Source organism: Zhenpiania hominis, from assembly GCF_014333425.1.
Lineage (GTDB): Bacteria > Bacillota > Clostridia > Peptostreptococcales > Anaerovoracaceae > Hominibacterium > Hominibacterium hominis.
In genome coordinates, this window is sequence record NZ_JACRYT010000017.1 from 47846 (window position 1) to 64645 (window position 16800).

Annotated in this window: 15 protein-coding genes; 11 read left to right on the forward strand and 4 right to left on the reverse strand. The window is 45.5% G+C overall.

Annotated elements, in window-relative coordinates:
* The first annotated feature begins 81 nt into the window (after positions 1-81).
* The 4 genes from H9L42_RS12890 to H9L42_RS12905 all read left to right on the forward strand — a co-directional run bounded on the left by H9L42_RS12890 (position 82) and on the right by H9L42_RS12905 (position 6033).
* On the forward strand, positions 82-1707 hold the full coding sequence (locus tag H9L42_RS12890; RefSeq protein WP_187303814.1) for an amidohydrolase family protein: 1626 nt from the start codon (positions 82-84) through the stop codon (positions 1705-1707).
* A gap of 14 nt (positions 1708-1721) precedes the next feature.
* Positions 1722-3335 carry an amidohydrolase gene (locus H9L42_RS12895; protein WP_187303815.1) on the forward strand — a complete coding sequence of 538 codons (1614 nt, stop codon included), beginning with the start codon at positions 1722-1724 and terminating at the stop codon, positions 3333-3335.
* 25 nt (positions 3336-3360) lie between these two features.
* A complete protein-coding gene (locus H9L42_RS12900) occupies positions 3361-4557 on the forward strand; it encodes an L-lactate MFS transporter (RefSeq protein ID WP_187303816.1) in 1197 nt (398 codons plus the stop codon).
* A 72-nt stretch (positions 4558-4629) separates the two neighbouring features.
* Positions 4630-6033, forward strand: coding sequence for an MFS transporter (locus tag H9L42_RS12905; protein ID WP_187303817.1), 1404 nt, complete (start codon positions 4630-4632; stop codon positions 6031-6033).
* 223 nt (positions 6034-6256) lie between these two features.
* Here the strand turns inward: H9L42_RS12905 and spoVG are convergent, their stop codons facing one another.
* Both spoVG and purR read right to left on the reverse strand, forming a co-directional pair.
* Entirely contained in the window at positions 6257-6547 is a 291-nt protein-coding gene (gene spoVG, locus H9L42_RS12910; RefSeq protein WP_187303818.1) for a septation regulator SpoVG, read from the reverse strand.
* Positions 6548-6631: 84 nt separating this feature from the next.
* Positions 6632-7456 (reverse strand): pur operon repressor, encoded by an 825-nt coding sequence (gene purR / locus H9L42_RS12915; protein ID WP_187303819.1) that lies wholly within the window; start codon positions 7454-7456, stop codon positions 6632-6634.
* Positions 7457-7623: 167 nt separating this feature from the next.
* Here purR and murC point away from each other — a divergent pair, with 167 nt between their 5' ends.
* Genes murC through mfd form a run of 5 tightly spaced genes read left to right on the forward strand, consistent with a single transcriptional unit; the run spans position 7624 to position 14777 of the window.
* Positions 7624-9012: a UDP-N-acetylmuramate--L-alanine ligase gene (gene murC, locus H9L42_RS12920; protein ID WP_187303820.1), complete on the forward strand. Its 1389-nt coding sequence runs from the start codon at positions 7624-7626 to the stop codon at positions 9010-9012.
* A gap of 18 nt (positions 9013-9030) precedes the next feature.
* Positions 9031-9732, forward strand: coding sequence for a DapH/DapD/GlmU-related protein (locus tag H9L42_RS12925; RefSeq protein WP_187303821.1), 702 nt, complete (start codon positions 9031-9033; stop codon positions 9730-9732).
* Positions 9733-9778: 46 nt separating this feature from the next.
* Complete coding sequence (locus H9L42_RS12930) at positions 9779-10729, forward strand: ribose-phosphate diphosphokinase (RefSeq protein WP_187303822.1); 951 nt, start codon at positions 9779-9781, stop codon at positions 10727-10729.
* 39 nt (positions 10730-10768) lie between these two features.
* On the forward strand, positions 10769-11359 hold the full coding sequence (gene pth, locus H9L42_RS12935) for an aminoacyl-tRNA hydrolase (RefSeq protein WP_187303823.1): 591 nt from the start codon (positions 10769-10771) through the stop codon (positions 11357-11359).
* Entirely contained in the window at positions 11352-14777 is a 3426-nt protein-coding gene (gene mfd / locus H9L42_RS12940; protein ID WP_187303824.1) for a transcription-repair coupling factor, read from the forward strand. The genes pth and mfd overlap by 8 nt, the downstream gene beginning before the upstream one ends.
* A gap of 35 nt (positions 14778-14812) precedes the next feature.
* On the opposite strand, the gene H9L42_RS12945 is transcribed toward mfd, so the two are convergent.
* Together H9L42_RS12945 and H9L42_RS12950 are read right to left on the reverse strand one after the other, a co-directional pair.
* The gene (locus H9L42_RS12945) at positions 14813-15013 is read right to left on the reverse strand and encodes a hypothetical protein (RefSeq protein WP_187303825.1); all 201 of its coding nucleotides are present in this window, start codon (positions 15011-15013) and stop codon (positions 14813-14815) included.
* A gap of 31 nt (positions 15014-15044) precedes the next feature.
* Positions 15045-15224, reverse strand: coding sequence for a hypothetical protein (locus H9L42_RS12950; protein WP_187303826.1), 180 nt, complete (start codon positions 15222-15224; stop codon positions 15045-15047).
* 328 nt (positions 15225-15552) lie between these two features.
* Between H9L42_RS12950 and H9L42_RS12955 the strand changes: the two genes are divergently transcribed.
* Positions 15553-15897 (forward strand): metallopeptidase family protein, encoded by a 345-nt coding sequence (locus H9L42_RS12955; RefSeq protein WP_243235785.1) that lies wholly within the window; start codon positions 15553-15555, stop codon positions 15895-15897.
* 2 nt (positions 15898-15899) lie between these two features.
* Positions 15900-16652: a 4-hydroxy-tetrahydrodipicolinate reductase gene (dapB, locus tag H9L42_RS12960; protein WP_187303828.1), complete on the forward strand. Its 753-nt coding sequence runs from the start codon at positions 15900-15902 to the stop codon at positions 16650-16652.
* Positions 16653-16800: the final 148 nt, after the last annotated feature.

A 16800-nucleotide genomic window follows, 5' to 3' on the forward strand; every position in this document is an offset into this window, starting at 1 on the left:
TAAAATATTCTGATATATCGTATGATTTAGAAAAAATGAGATGCTGCAGCAAGCCCAAAATAAGATACGGGGAGGTAAAAAGTGAAAGCGGATTTGATTTTAAAGAGTAATGCGGTATTTACAGGCTGTGAAAACAAGCCTTTCCGCGGAGGAGTTGCCATTAAGGGAAATAAAATCATAGCGGTTGAGCAAGATGATGGAATTGATAAGTTTTGCGATGAAAGAACAAAGGTTTACGAATATCAGGATAATTTGATCATGGCGGGTCTCGTGGACGGGCATGACCATCTGTGGAGCGGAGCGATTTCAGACAGCGACCATGAACTGGATCTAAATGCTTCCCGCTCAGAGGAAGAAGCGATCGAGATGATCAAAAAGTACGCGGTGGAACATCCGGACGAACAGAGGATCCGGGGATTCGGGTGGTTTCCGGCCAACTGGAACGATGCGCCCCTCCCAACGAAAATGTCTTTAGATAAAGCGGTGCCGGATCGACCGGCATATATGAACTGCGCGGACGGGCATACGATATGGATGAATTCCAGGGCGCTGGAAGAGTCCGGATATTCTCCGGATATGGAACTGGTAGCAGGATCGGTCGGAGTCGACGAAAATGGGGAGTTGAATGGTCTGGTTTTTGAACCGGACGCTATGGCATACGCGTGGAAAAACTATTATGATTTTCCGGAAGAGCAGATGAAAGAGATTATGCGGAATTTTATGAAAGGACTTGCCTCCCAGGGGGTAACGTCTCTCAGTGAGATGAGCGCGGATGAATATACAGATTCTACCAAACATCGTTATCAAATTTTTAAGGAAATGGCGGAAAAAGGAGAAATTACAAGCAGAGTGCATGTATACACGGCGTTTATGAGACGGACTGATTTTTCGGAAGCCGTAAAATGGACAAAAGAATTTCAATTGCCGAACTTCCGGGTGGTAGGCGTAAAAGGATTCCTGGATGGCGTAACATCAACTTATACGGGGCTGTTGCTGGAACCCTATGCGGATCGTCCGGATACAATCGGAGAAGGAGTTCCTCTGGTCAGCAAAGAATCACTGACTGCCAGTGTAATCGCGGCGAATGCCGCCGGGCTTCCGGTCAGGATCCACTGCATTGCCGAAGGGTCCGTACGGATGGCGCTGGATGCCTTTGAAGAGTCCATAAAAGTCAATGGCAGGCATGGACTTGTCAATACGATCGAGCACATTGAGACGATTCATCCGGACGATATTCCTAGATTTAAGGAATTGGGAGTTGTGGCATCTATGCAGGGTGAGCATCTTCCATTGGAAATGAATGAAAAAATTATTCGTCTGGGCAAAGAACGGTGCCGCTATGAATGGGCATTTCGTTCTCTTGTGGACGCGGGAGCAAGACTGGCGCTGGGAACGGATTATCCGGTTGTACGTTACAATCAGTTCCCGGGAATTTATGCGACGATCGCCCGTAAAAATTACGATGGATCGATGGCGGGGGTTGACAATGGGGAATCCCTGACCCTTCCGGAAGCGCTGAAAGCGAATACCATCGGATCGGCGTACGTTTATGGAAGAGAAAAAGAACTGGGGACTCTGGAGGCCGGAAAGCTCGCGGATGTCATTGTAACGGATCGGAATCTGTTTGAAATTCCGGTTGACGAAATTAAAGATACGAAAATTTTGTTGACGGTTATGGATGGAAATGTGGTGTACGAAAGAGATTGATAGGGGGCAGGTGAATGAAGAAGGCAGATATAATTTTGAAAAGCAGCGCCGTATTTACCGGATTATCTGCGATACCCCAGAAAGGAGCCGTAATCATTAACGGAAACCGGATCACTGCTTTTGTTTCATGGGATGACACGGAGACATATATTGGTCCGCAAACCGTTCTCAAAGACTACGGGGATTGTATGATCCTACCGGGATTTTGTGAGGCGCACGCGCATTTTCAGGATGGAGCATTGTTTGGTAGCGAGGATTTCCTCAGAGAAATTGCGGAAAGTAAATCCGAAGAAGAGTGTGTTCAGATGGTTCAGGCATTTGCGGAGAGCCATCCGGCGCTGGAAAAAATCGTTGGCTTGGGATGGTTTCCAGCCAACTGGAATGACGCGCCCCTTCCGACAAGGCACAGCCTTGATGCGGTGTGTCCGGACAGACCGATTCTGCTGCATGCGGCCGACGGACATTCCGCGTGGCTGAATACGAAGGCCATTGAATTGACAGGGGTAGACAAAAATCAGGATCCGGATCTGGATAAATTCATATTGAAAGAAGAAAACGGGTATCCTGCGGGAGTCGTAAAAGAAAAAGCTCTATTTGATTATGTAACTCCCCATATTTATCAAATGGGGTTTGACATCGACTATAAAGTTCAAAGAAACCTGATTCGGGGATGTAACGCGTGTGGAATCACTTCCTTTAATGATTTGTCCGGACATCTGCCACATGTAGAATACGACGCCCGGGAAGCGATGGAGCAGAGGGGTGAACTGACTATCCGGATGCATCTGAGCGGCAACCTGGACGGGCCGGAAAAGCTGGAAGAGGCGAAAGCGTTAAGAAAGAGGTTTTCCTCTCCGTTTTTAAGTGTACCCTGTGTAAAAGGAATGCTTGACGGAACGACATCCACCTATACCGCCAGCCTGTTCGAGCCTTATACCGACAATCCGGGCGTATCTGGAGATACACTTTATCAATATGAAGCACTGATTGAAAATATCAAAGCAGCTAACGCGGCGGGATTCGGAGTACGGATTCACTGTATCGGAGATAAGGCGGTCAGATGGGCGTTGGACGGTTATGAAGCTTCCGCAAGGGTAAACGATCTGTCGAATATCCGAAATGCGGTGGAGCATATCGAAACGATTCACCCGGATGATATTCCGCGATTCAAATTATTAAATACAGTAGCATCCATGCAGCCGGCTCACGTGCCTCTGGAATACAATGAAAAATTGTCCCGCGTAGGGTATGAGCGCTGTGTATACGAGTGGCCTTTCCGGTCGATTTTGGAAACGGGAGGGATCCTGGCCTTTGGAACGGACTACTTTGTATCGGATTACAACCCGCTTCCTAGCATTTATTATGCGGTAACAAGGCATGGTTATGACGGGAAAATTACGAGTATTAACCCGTGGGAAAAAATAGATCTCTATGAGGCGCTACGGGCCTATACCTTGGGAGGTGCTTACGCGGAGGGAAGAGATCACGAGTTGGGTACCCTTTCTGCAGGAAAATTGGCGGATATCGCAGTAATTGATCGGAATCTTTTTGATATCGATGTTGAAGAAATTAAAGATGCCAAAGTGGTGATGACGATGCTGGATGGAAAAATAATTTATGAAAAATAGATGATATAGAGATAAGGAGTACGGAATGAGCAGTCTGAAACACAAAAGGTGGCAGGTATTAGCCGCCAGCATTTCGATTAATTTCTGTCTCGGTACCTATTACGCGTGGAGTATCTTTGCGGCGGGCTATATGGATTTGTTTCAATGGCCTGCGGACAAGCTCACGATCGTGTTTATTTTATCGGCTTTATTAGGTCCGGTTTCTATGACAATCGGTGGAAAAATGATGGATAAATACGGAGTGCGCGTCGTGATTCTCTTGGCGTCCATTTTATACAGCGCTGGAAATTTTTTTTGCGGAGTGATTGAATCCTTAGCGGTGTTGTATGTGGTTTATCCGGCTACCGTCACCCTTGGGATGTCAACGGTCTTCAACTGCACTGTAAATAATAGCATCAAATTTTTTCCGGAACATAGAGGTTTGGTTTCAGGAGTTGTCACAACAAGCATAGGAGGTGCGACCATTTTCATCGCACCTCTGGTGCAAATGCTGATTCATATATTCCATGTCCAGATGACATTTCGAATCATCGGTATCGCGAGTATGGTAATTATGATAGCAGCCAGTCTTTTTATCAGACAGGCGCCGGAACAGGAAGGACTTAGCGTTCCTCATAGGAAGGTGAGAAGCGTGGATAAAAACTGGAAAGAAATGCTGAAAACTCCGTTGTTCTACGCGCTTGTACTGATGTTTCTTGCGGGAGCGACCGCAGGAATGATGATCGCGAGTCAGCTTGCGATTATGGCACAGGGAATCGTAAAGGTTACTGCAGCGGCCGCAGCGGTAGCGGTCAGTGTTTTTTCCTTTATGAATGCGGCCGGTAGAGTAACATACGGTATTCTGGCCGACAGGATTGGATGGCGGAATGTGCTGATAATCATGTTCCTGGCAATCCTGGCGGGAGAGGCGTTGCTTATCACATCGGGTTACGGAACCTGGATTCGTTTTTTAATCGGAATTTCAATGGTAGGAATCTGCTATGGGGGATTTATCGGCATTTATCCTGCAATTACAGCGGAAAACTTTGGAACAAAGAATCAGGGAACTAATTATGGAATCATGTTTTGGGGGTTCGCCATTGGAGGACTTGTGGGTCCGCAGCTTACCGTATCCTTGGGAAATGTCGGTTCAAATCCCTATATCGGTGGATTCATCGCTGCTTTTGTCATTGCGGCGATAGGACTGGTAATCTCATTATTTGTGAAAAGACAGAAAGCGTAAATATGGCGAGATAAACGTATCTGTTTTGGAATAATGTACTGCAATTTGTAAGGAAAGGAGATGTTATCAAGTATGAAAAAGAAATTATCAAATAAAGTTATATTTGGATATGCTATCGGGCAGTTAGGTGACGCGATGGTATATTGTATGCTGGTCAGCTATTTGGCTTATTTTCTGACCGGACCGGCGGGCGTGGCGGCAGGTCCGGCGGGAACTATGTCCTCAGTCGGACTATTTGTAAGCGCGGGTGCCGCGTTAGTTGTAGGGTATTTATCCGATAATTGTAAAAACCCGAATGGAAGGAGAAGGCCTTTTATTAAAGTAGCGATTCCGGTGTTGCTTGTCGCAATGATACTGTTATTTTCTGATTTTGGATTCTCCGGAACGACGGCGATTCTCTACTATGGAACCTTGGTTATGATTCTGTGGTGCGCGTATACCATGTGGTTTGTTCCTTATACAGCTTTGGGAGCAGAGATTACAGAGGATTATGACGAGCGGCTTAACTTGCGTAATCGCGCGGCGATTTTTACACAGAGTGGAAATTTCATCGGTGGTGCGGTGCCGATGGCACTGGTAGGTCTGCTGGCTGCCTGCGGCCTTGGGGAATCGATGTCGTGGACCGTAATGGCCGCCATCCTGGTGGTTGCGTCCTGCATTATTTTTGCAATTACAATAAAGGCAACCAAAGGGCACGAGCTGATTATTGATGTAAGTAAGAACAGAACAAATATTGTGAAAGATACTTTTGAAATTGTTAAGGCAAAACCGACCAAATGGCTAATAGGAGCGATCTTATGTTATATTATTATCAATACCATTTATGCCTCTAACCTCTCTTTCGTTGTTACCTATTACTCCGGTCTTCCGGCTTCCATCGTATCGATCGTATCAGGAGCAGGAATGTTGATTGCGTTGGTACTCGTTCCGTTAATCGGTACTGTCGCGAACAAAATGGACAAACGGAAAGCTTATGTTATCTTTTTCGTAGCGGCTGCAGTTTGGTTGTTTGTGTTCAGGTTCATTTTCGATTTATTTGAACCGTCGATACCGTTGATTATTTTGCTGGGAGCGGGAGTCATGATCGCGATGGCAGCTTACTGGCAGTTAATCGCGGCTCTCAGCTATGACCTTGTGGAGGTTGTGGAAATTAACTGCGGCAGGAGGCTGGAGGGAGCGCTTGCTTCTCTGCAGACGGTTCTGCAGCAGGTTGCCGGTTCCATCGGTATGCTGATCTGGGGATGGGTTCTTGCCTTTGGAGGATTCGACGCGACAGCAGCTGCGCAGACTGATAGCGCTTTGGACTCGATTTTATCTTTGAGTACGATCGTTCCTGGAATTGGAATTCTGCTTTCCGCCGTATTTATTATCGCATACCCGATTTCAAGAGAAAAATTCCTGCTTGTACAGAAAGCGCTTGAGGATAAAAAGAAAACAGGAGAATACAGCAGGGAAGGACTTGAGAGAATTCTTTAAAGATTACTGATTATCTCGCCAATTTTACATAAGCATAGAGGCCAGTACAACTCTTTCGGGTCTCGACAAGACAACGCCGTCAACGTTGGAGCTGACGGCGTTGTCTTATCGTAATTTTTTTATCAGATATTAAAAAATGGCAAGTAAAAAAGGGATGTCATTGTAAAAGATGGCATCCCTTCATTATATGATTGTCAGTGAAGTCTTTCTCAGGTCGGTGTATTTATTCTTCGGAAGCTGCTTCCATGGCGTTTTTTTCCGCTAAAACTTTTTCGTATTCCGCAAAAATTGCTTCCTTGATTTTATTCCTTGTTTCAGATACAAGAGGGTGCGCAATATCGCGAAAATCGCCTTCTCCCATCTTTCTGCTAGGCATTGCAATAAAAAGCCCATTCTGACCTTCGATAATTTTAATATCATGTACCACGAACTCATCATCGAACGTGATCGAAACAACCGCTTTCATTTTCCCTTCGTCGTTGACTTTACGTACTCTAACATCCGTTATGTTCATTCTTAGTTACCACCCTTTCATGCTGACAAATGTATTAGTGTTTTTAAATACACCTAGTAATATTATACATGAATTGAGTTTCTTTTACAAGGCACTTTTTTGAAAAATCTGATTGTTTGGAAAAACCTCTATCTCCTTTGTTTCCTCATCTACATGTCCCAGATATACGATAGGGCAATAATCTGAGACTTTCTTTTTTTCCGGAGAGATGTTCGCGATCGCCACACCGATGCCAATGACTTCTGTATCGAATTCAGAAAGAATATCACTGATTCCTCTGACGCTGCCGCCTCCCCGCATAAAATCATCGATAATAAGCGCTCTGGAACCGCTGAGCGCCGCTCGTTTGGAAATGGACATTTTCTGCATCCGCTCTGAAGAACCGGACAGGTAGTTGATACTCATGGTGGCACCCTCTGAAATTTTTGCTTCCCGCCTTACAACAACGGAAGGAAGGTTGAGAAGTTCCGCTGTCTTTAAAGCGAGAGGAATGCCTTTGGTTTCGATCGTCACGATATAATCAGCTCCGCAGTCGCTGAATTTGCGGGCAAAGACCTGAGCCATTTCTTTTACAATGGCCGGGTGGAACATGATGTCGGAAGTGTACAAAAAACCACCGCCTAAAACCCGGTTCTTTTCCCGGAGCTTGCGGCACAGTTTTTCCTGGCATTGAGCGGCCCGTTCTTCAGAAATAAAAGGAACATAGCGGACGCCTCCTGTTACGCCGGAAATTGTTTCAATTTTCCCAAGGCCGGTTAGGCGGGTAATCTCGCGGGCTTGCGCGAGATCTTCACTGACGCTGGATTTTGCGGCTCCAAATAGAGAACAAAATTCGCTTAGAGAAAACACTTTGTTGGGAGAACCGCTTAGGATCTCCATCAGTGCGCCAATGCGCTGTACACGTTTCATGAAGATGCCTCCTTAATGAATAATAAGAAACAGAAATGAATAAATTTTCCGATAAAATATGGCGTATTCTATGATAATATTCGCTTTTTATTTTTTTGTCAAATAGAGCGCATTTTTTGGCGCAGGTATGGTATAATCGTTTTATCACGACCAGGGAGGATTAGACAATGGTGAATTTATCTGATTGCAGGCAGATACATTGCATTGGAATTGGGGGTATTGGACTTTCTGCAATTGCGGAGATCCTAATCGCCAGAGGGTATAAGGTCACAGGCTCTGATATGAGAGAAAGTGATATTACAGAAAAACTTATCGCGGATGGAGCGAATATTTTTTTAGGCCATAGAGAAAAGAACGTAGAGGGAGCAGACCTGGTGGTCTACTCCGCGGCAGTCGGAAATGACAATCCGGAACTCGCGAGGGCGAAGGAACTGAATATTCCGACCGCGACCAGAGCGGAAGTTCTGGGGCTTCTTATGAGTGAGTATGAAGACAGTATTGCAATCTCAGGAACTCACGGGAAGACTACGACAACCTCTATGGTTTCTTTAATTTTAAAGGACGCCAAAAAGGATCCGACGATTTTGGTGGGCGGTAATTTGTCCGAAATCGGGGGAAATGTGAAAGTTGGAGACAGCCGGTACTTTGTTACGGAAGCTTGTGAATACATGGACAGCTTTCTGTCTCTGAAGCCTAAAATTGAGATTATCTTAAACATTGATTCGGATCATCTGGACTATTTTAAGGATATTGATCACATTGCCCGTTCTTTTGAAACCTTTGCTTCATTGGTGCCGGAAGATGGGACAATCATTGCTTACGATGCCAACCCGTTTGTGAAGAGTGTGGTAAAAGAACGGGCGAATGTGGTGACTTACGGGCTGAATGAAAGTTGCGACTATTATGCCGGCGATATTGTCTTTAATGGAGAAGGCATGCCGGACTTTAATGTAAATCATAGAGGAAAGGTATTGTGCAATGTCCAGCTTTCCATTCCTGGGGAACATAATATTCTGAACTCTTTGGCAGCATTTGCCTGCTGCCATATTTTGGGGGTGGAAGCGGAGTCTATTGCGCGTACGCTTCAGTCCTTCACAGGAACCCAAAGACGGTTTGACATCATGGGAACTACATCGGAAGGGATTAAAATCATTGATGACTACGCCCATCATCCGACAGAAATCAAGGCAACTCTTTCCGCGGTAAAAAATATGAAACACAATAAGATGTGGTGTCTTTTTCAGCCCCATACTTATACGAGAACTATGGCTCTGTTTGACGACTTTGCAGAGTCTTTTGGGGATGCGGACAAAATTGTGCTGGCAGAGATCTATGCGGCTAGGGAGAAGAATATCTACAAGATTAGTTCAAAGGAATTGGTAAACCGCATTAAGGAGGCTCATCCGGACAAGGAAGTTTATTTTTTCAAAGATTTTGAGGAAATCGCCAGTTTTGTATATAATAACGCGGAGCCGGGAGATCTGGTTATAACCATGGGAGCTGGCGATATCTATAAAGCGGGAGAAATGATTCTGGAAAAGGATCGAAAATTTTAAAGTTTCAGGGAGAGCAAGATGAATTTAAAGGAATATGAGCAAATCGAACAAAAACGGATGGAGATCAACTTAAGGCATATGGAAAATGGTGTCCGGTTTATTGATCTCAGAGCCGCATATATTGATGAGACTGTAGAAATCGGACCGGGGACGACGATTTACCCTTGCGTTGTACTGGAGGGGAGTGTTAAAATCGGTGAAGATTGTGTGATCGGACAAAACTCACGGATTGTAGACTCGGAAATCGGAGACAGAACAACAATTCAGAGTTCGGTTATTTTAGAGAGCAGAGTTGGCAGTGAAACAAAGGTTGGTCCCTTCGCATATCTCAGACCGGGCAGCAATGTGGGAAATCAGTGCAAAGTTGGAGATTTCGTGGAGATTAAAAATTCGTCAATGGGAGATGGAGCGAAGGCGTCCCATCTGACGTATATTGGAGACTCTGACGTGGGGAAAAACGTAAATTTAGGCTGCGGTGTTGTATTTGTGAATTATGATGGAAGCAAGAAATATCGTTCGACCGTAAAGGACGGAGCGTTTATCGGATGTAACAGTAATCTGGTTTCACCGGTGGTAGTGGAGGAGGGTGCTTATGTGGCGGCAGGAAGCACGGTGACTCACGATGTGCCGGCAGGAGCTCTGTATGTAGCGAGGTCAAAAGGTCGGACCCTGGATGGATGGGTCGAAAAGAGAGGGATCCTTAAAAAAGAAAAGAAATAAACGTTTTTTAATTCAAGTAAAGAGAAAGAAGAGGTAAAAAGGACAGATGAAGAATGGAGCGTTTGCAGATTACAAAGTATTTGCAGGAAACTCACACATGGAACTGGCGGAAGAAATTGCGGCAATTGTAGGGAAACCCCTGGGAAAAGCAACGGTGACGAAATTCAGTGATGGAGAAATTTCGGTAAATCTATGGGAGACTGTTCGGGGGATGGATACATATATTGTACAGTCCACCTGCGATCCGGTCAACAACAACTTGATGGAACTGTTGATTATGATGGACGCTATGAAACGGGCTTCCGCGGGAAGAATCAATGCGGTTATTCCTTATTACGGATACGCGCGACAGGATCGGAAAGCAAAGGCAAGAGATCCGATTACAGCCAAGCTGGTCGCGAATCTGCTGATGGCAGCAGGGGCGGATCGCGTTGTAACGATGGATCTTCATGCTGCGCAGATTCAGGGGTATTTTGATATTCCAGTGGATCATCTGGTAGGGCTTCCTATTTTGACTAAGTATTTTAAAGAAAAAGATTTAGATGATATTGTTGTTGTGTCGCCGGATCACGGCAGTGTGACAAGGGCCAGAAGTATGGCGGAACCCTTGAACGCTCCTATCGCGATTGTGGACAAGAGACGTCCGGAACCTAATAAAAGCGAGATTATGAATATCATTGGAGATATTGAAGGGAAGAACTGTATCCTGGTAGATGATATGATCGATACTGCCGGAACGATTACCAACGCGGCAAATGCCTTAAAGGATCTGGGGGCAAAGAGTGTAAGGGCCTGTGCCACGCATCCGATTCTTTCCGGTCCGGCAAAACAGAGGCTGGAAGATTCGGCTATTGAAGAGTTGGTACTTTTGAATACCGTTCCGATTCCGGAAGAACGGAAAATCAGCAAAATGAAAATGCTGTCCGTAGCTCCGATTTTTGCGGAAGCTATGACTCGCATCTTTACAAATGATTCCATCAGCAGACTGTTTGATTAGGCACAGCTGTGGATTGGAAAACGGGAGAGTATAACAAGTATGTATATGATTGCAGGCCTTGGAAATCCGGGGAAAAAGTATGAAAACACGAGACATAATATCGGGTTTATTGCCCTGGATCTTCTGGCGGAGCGAAATGATATTCAAATTAATAAACTCAAACACAAAGCTTTGGTCGGAGAGGGACGTATCTCCGGCCAAAAGGTTTTATTGATCAAACCGCAGACCTACATGAACCTAAGCGGACAGTCCCTGCGAGAAGTAATGGATTACTACAAAGAAGAAATCGAGCATCTGATCGTAATCTATGATGATATCGATATCCCGGAGGGGATGATACGCATAAGGAAAAAAGGAAGCGCGGGAACGCATAATGGTATGAGATCGATCGTCTATGATCTGAAATCCGATCAGTTCCCGCGAATCCGCATTGGCATGGGACGCGAGCGCAGAGCGGAGCTGAAGGACTTTGTTCTGGGAGGGTTTTCAAAAGAAGAAAAAAGCCTGCTGCAGGACGCGGTGCAGCGGGCGGTGCTTGCCGCGGAGTGTATTGTAGAAAAGGGCATAGATAAGGCGATGAACGAATACAATATAAGGCAAAAGGCGGCGGAGAAAAGGGAAGATGAGTAAAAAGGGACTGATTAATATTACGGGAGCTGCCGAAAGCAGAGTAGCTCCGTTAATGGGGAGAATTTTACAGCAGGAAGCAAAGGGCCAATGTCTGGTAGTGGCGTCTTCGTATGTCAGAGCGCAGCGCCTTGCCACGGACCTTTCTTTTTTTGTAGATAAAACCATTTATGTGCTGCCTCCGGAAGAGGAAGTTTTCGTCCGATATGAAGCAAAGGCGCGCGATTCCATGCTCGAAAGACTGAAAATTCTTAAGGCTCTTCGTACCGGAGAAGACTGCCTGGTGGTGGCTCCGGTCAGTGGAGCGATCCGGAAACTTCCTCCTCATGAAGACTTTGAAGAGAAGGTGCTGCGTCTGGCAGGGGGCGAGGAAATCGAACTGAATCAGGTAAAAGAAAAACTAGCGGCCATGGGATATGAGAGAGTATCTCTTGTGGATGCTAGAGGGCAGTTCAGCATTCGGGGATCGATTATCGATGTTTTTACCGCGGATGGAGAGGCACCCTGTCGGATCGAGCTTTTTGATACGGAAATTGATTCTATCCGAAGCTTTGATCCGGACACGCAGAGATCGATTGAAAATCTTTCATGTATCGATATTTACCCGGCGGAAACCATTGTCAGAGATAAGAAAATTCTAGAGAAGGCGGCAGGAAAAATACGCAGGGCCTATGGGGCCCAGATTCGTAAATTTTCCGGAGAGGATCTGACCTCTGAAGAACAAGAACGCGGAGAGACACTGAAGAAGCGGCGGGATCAGTTGGTTGAGTTCGCAGAAAACGGAGTCAACCTCCAGCAGATGGAAAATTATCTGCACTATTTTTATGAGACCACCGAATATATCTGGGATTATATGAAGGAACCGGTCGTTATGATCGATGACCCGTCCAGAGTGATGGAAAATCTTGAAGCTAGAGAGCGGGAACTTGCCGAGGACTTTAAGACGATTCTCGAGCGGGGGCAGACCGTCCCTTCCGAGTTGAAGGATTTCTCCGGGAAACAGGATTATTTGAAGCTTTATCAGATGGATCGGGCATATTTGTTTACCCCTATCCAGAAAACGATAAAAGGCGCAGACTCTTTCGCGGAAATTCGAAATGTGGTCAGCAGACCGACAATGGTTTTTAATGGAAGGATGGATCTGCTGGAAACGGAGCTTCGTACCTACCTGAAAAACGGGTATAAGGTTACGATTGTTTGTGCTAATGAAGAGCGGGCATCCAACATGGAGGAGTTCCTAAGCCGGGTGGATCTGCTGTCCCGGGTCTGGGTGAAAATGGGAAACCTAACAGGGGGAATCGATTTTCCACAAGAAAAGCTTTGTTATATCTGGGATGGCGATATTTTCGGGACCCCGAAAAAGAAAAAAAGAAAAAAGAAAACATCCCATGATTTCAGTCAGCCGATTCGCTCTTTTGCGGATGTACAGACCGGAGACTATGTAGTTCATGAAAACCATGGAATTGGAAAGTTTGTAGGAATTGAACAGCTTACGGTCCAAAATGTCAAAAAGGATTATCTGAAGATTAAATACAGCGGACAGGATGTGCTCTATGTTCCGGTGGAGCAGATGGATCTGGTTCAAAAATACATCGGTTCGGATACTGCCTCTCCCAGGTTAAACAAGCTTTCCGGCAGCGAGTGGAAGACGACGAAGGCAAAGGCGAAGGCCGCTATTGCCAATATGGCAAAAGAGCTTTTAGAAGTTTCCGCGGCAAGACAGATGGAGAAGGGATACGCCTTTTCTCCAGATACCGTATGGCAGAAAGAGTTTGAAGACAGCTTCCCCTATACGGAAACGGATGATCAGCTTCGGTGCATTGCAGAAATCAAGCAGGATATGGAAAAAGATGTGGCCATGGATCGGCTGCTTTGTGGGGATGTGGGTTTCGGTAAGACCGAAGTGGCGGCGAGGGCTATGTTCAAATGCGCCGCTGACGGCAAGCAGGTAGCGGTGCTGGTACCGACTACCATTCTGGCAAATCAACACTATTACACCCTTAAAGAGCGATTTGAAAAATTCCCTTTTAAGGTTGAGATGCTGTCCCGATTCCGCAGTGAAGCGCAGCAAAAGTCAGTGATTGAAGGGCTGGAAAAGGGAAGTGTGGATGTCGTTATCGGAACTCATAGGCTGTTGTCCAGGGATGTGAAGTTCAAAGATCTGGGGCTTCTTGTGGTGGATGAGGAACAGCGCTTCGGTGTCCAGCATAAAGAGGTTATCAAGCAGCTGAAAAAGAATGTGGATGTGTTGACCCTGTCGGCGACTCCGATTCCCCGTACCCTGCATATGTCTTTGGTAGGCATTAAAGATATGAGTGTCATTGAAGAGCCTCCGGAGGAACGGTACCCGGTACAGACCTATGTAATGGAGCAGGAAGATGTGCTGATTCGTGACGCTATTGAAAAAGAACTGGATCGAGGCGGTCAAGCTTATGTGGTTTTTAACCGGGTGAAGGGCATCAATAAAGTGGCGGCGCATATTGAAGAACTGGTTCCCCAAGCCAAAGTTTCGGTTGGACACGGACAGATGAATGAGCACAGGCTGGAAGATGTGATCATGGATTTTGTCCAGGGAGAGAGCAACGTATTAGTTGCGACGACAATCATTGAATCAGGGATCGATATTCCCAACGTTAATACTATGATTATTCTGGACGCGGATCGGTTTGGTCTGTCGCAGCTTTATCAGCTGCGGGGCAGAGTCGGAAGATCAAATCGGATGGCCTATGCCTATCTGATGTTCCAAAAGGATAAAAGCCTTTCTGAGATTGCGGAAAAGCGCCTTCGGGCAATTAAAGAATTCACGGAATTTGGAGCGGGATTTAAAGTCGCTATGCGGGATTTGGAGATCCGCGGAGCGGGCAACCTTCTGGGAACCGAGCAGCACGGTCACATGATGGATATCGGATACGAACTTTACTGCAAGTTAGTAGACGACGCAGTGCGGGCTCTTGGCGGCGAGGTGGTAAACCCGGATAGAGAAGAAGCTTCCATCGAACTTAACGTGACTGCGCTGATACCCCAGCGCTATATTCCGGATGAAGTGCTGAAGCTTCATATGTATAAAAAAATAGCATCTGTTTCCAGTGATGAAGACGAAGATGAGGTGATTGATGAACTGATTGATCGTTTCGGGGAAATTCCAAGGGATACAATGAACTTAATCAAAGTTTCAAGGATCCGATCCATGGCAGAGAAATTGTGTATCACCAGAATCCATGAGGAAGGAAAAAAGGTTATTTTTCAGTTTGCAGAGGCAAATGGACTCAGTCCGCGCTCTTTGGCTGCACTGTCAGAACGATATGGGATGCGTCTTTTTATCCATGGAGGCGTGAAGCCATTTGTGCGTTTTACGCCAGAGAGAAAAGAACGACTGCAGGAAATCCTCGAATTTTTAAAAACAGCAATACCCGCAAACTAAAGCCCGCGAAATTTCGCGGGCTCCGATCTTTTCGGTTATTTTCCGGTTTTTACATGACGTTTTCGCTTCTCTCCTTCGATATCATCTGGAAGATAGATCACAGATGCCGCGTCTTCCTTTTTTTCAGAAGAGTGCTTCTTTGTTGTTTTCGGTGCAGAAGTTTCGGACTGGCGGGTAAAATATAAGTAGGCCAAAAGTCCGGCTACTACGAGAAGTCCTAAAAGAATCAACGGCATAATTCAATCCTCCCTTCCTCATATACGCAGGCTACAGGATGTTCCGTCTCCGTTTTTCCTTTTCAATATCTGCAGGCAGATAAATAACCGGAGCCGGCCGTTTCGGTTCCGTAAAGGAAGCCGAGGAACGGATCCTTCGATTTCGGATAATTTCAATAGCGGCGATCAGACCGCATAATGCCAATACGCCCAGAACAATGAATGCAGACATGTTCAGTCCTCCTTTTTCATAATTTCAGCGTCTGCAACCAATCTCATCTGACAACATGGGGTAGTCTATTTTATTTATTTTACCATGATTTTTTTTAAAATTCTTTAGAATTTCAAAAAAATATTCCTGTCAGAAAGAAAATACACAGATCATCAGTAACGCAATCGCTGCCTGAATTTATTCTGCGCAGATCGGCTGTACTTCATTCCTGTTCCTTCAAATCCTGTACATATCAGAGAAAACAAGGTATACTGTAAAAGAAAAGGAGGTTCGGGCGATTCGTCCGTAAAGTAATATGACGATAACCATTGATAGGGCGCAGGTCTTGTTGGAACAGATTGCTGAAACACTTCCGGCGGAGCTTTATAAAGATCTGAATGGAGGAATCCTTTTGTTGCCCCAAGAAAAAATCAGCCCTTATGCAGTCGGGGATGATCTTTATATTCTGGGCGAATATCAGAGCGGCGGCAGTATGGGACGTCTGATTAAAATTTATTATGGATCTTTTGAAAAGCTTTTCGGCAGCTTGAGCGAAGAAGAGTTTAAGGAAAGGCTGAAAAAGACGCTGTTTCACGAGTTTACCCATCATTTAGAATCTTTAGCGGGAGAGCGGGACCTTGAAATAGAAGATGAAAGACAACTTGCGGCATATCGAAGGGAGAAAGGTGTTTAATTATGGTAAATGTAGTTATTACAGCGCCTCGGGGCCATATGGACAGCTTGATTGTAAAAGCTGCGTATGAAAGAGAAGACATCCGCATTACAGGTGGAATCGGGCCTGTAGGCCGAGAGTATATTGGGAGTGATATCGGATTGGTTTCCGGTCTTGGAAGAAGTATCGGCGCTCTTGTTTCGGATAATTTGGAAGATGTCATTAATGAATGCGATCTTGTTGTGGATTTTTCCAGGCCTCAGCTTTCCATAGGATTTCTCGAAACCTGCAGACAGCATAAAAAAGCCTTCCTGTGCGGGACGACAGGATTTTCTCCAGAGCAGGAAGCCTTATTTGAGGATGCAGCTGATGAAATTCCAGTTATGAAAGCGGCCAATACCTCCTTTGTGGTCAATGTTATGAGAAAACTCCTCGGTCAGGCAGCTAAAAATTTGGGCAGTAAGGCGAAAATTGAAATTATTGATCTCCATAGCGAGACCAAAATAGATGCGCCCAGCGGCACTGCGTTGGAGTTGGCTGAAGAAATCTCAGAACAGGGAAAACATCCCACAGAAGAAATCGTCTTTCATTCTGTACGAGCAGGCGATATTCCGTCCAGCCATAAAGTGATTTTCGGATGCAAAGGGGAAATGCTGGAGATTTCGCATCATGCATATAGCTGGGAATGTTACGCGACTGGTGCCTGTGATGCGATTCAGTACCTGGCAGGACAGGGGCCGGGGCTTTATACGATGGATGATATAATCCAGTTTTAAGCAGGAAAAAACGAATGTAAGAAAAAAAGGGTGACTTGTAAAAATAACGTCCAGTTTGTAAGAGTAAAATCCATGTTGTAAGAGTTAAGTCTACAGGATGGATTTTACTTTTACAAAAATAGAGAATTATGGATGGATTTGTGCCGGT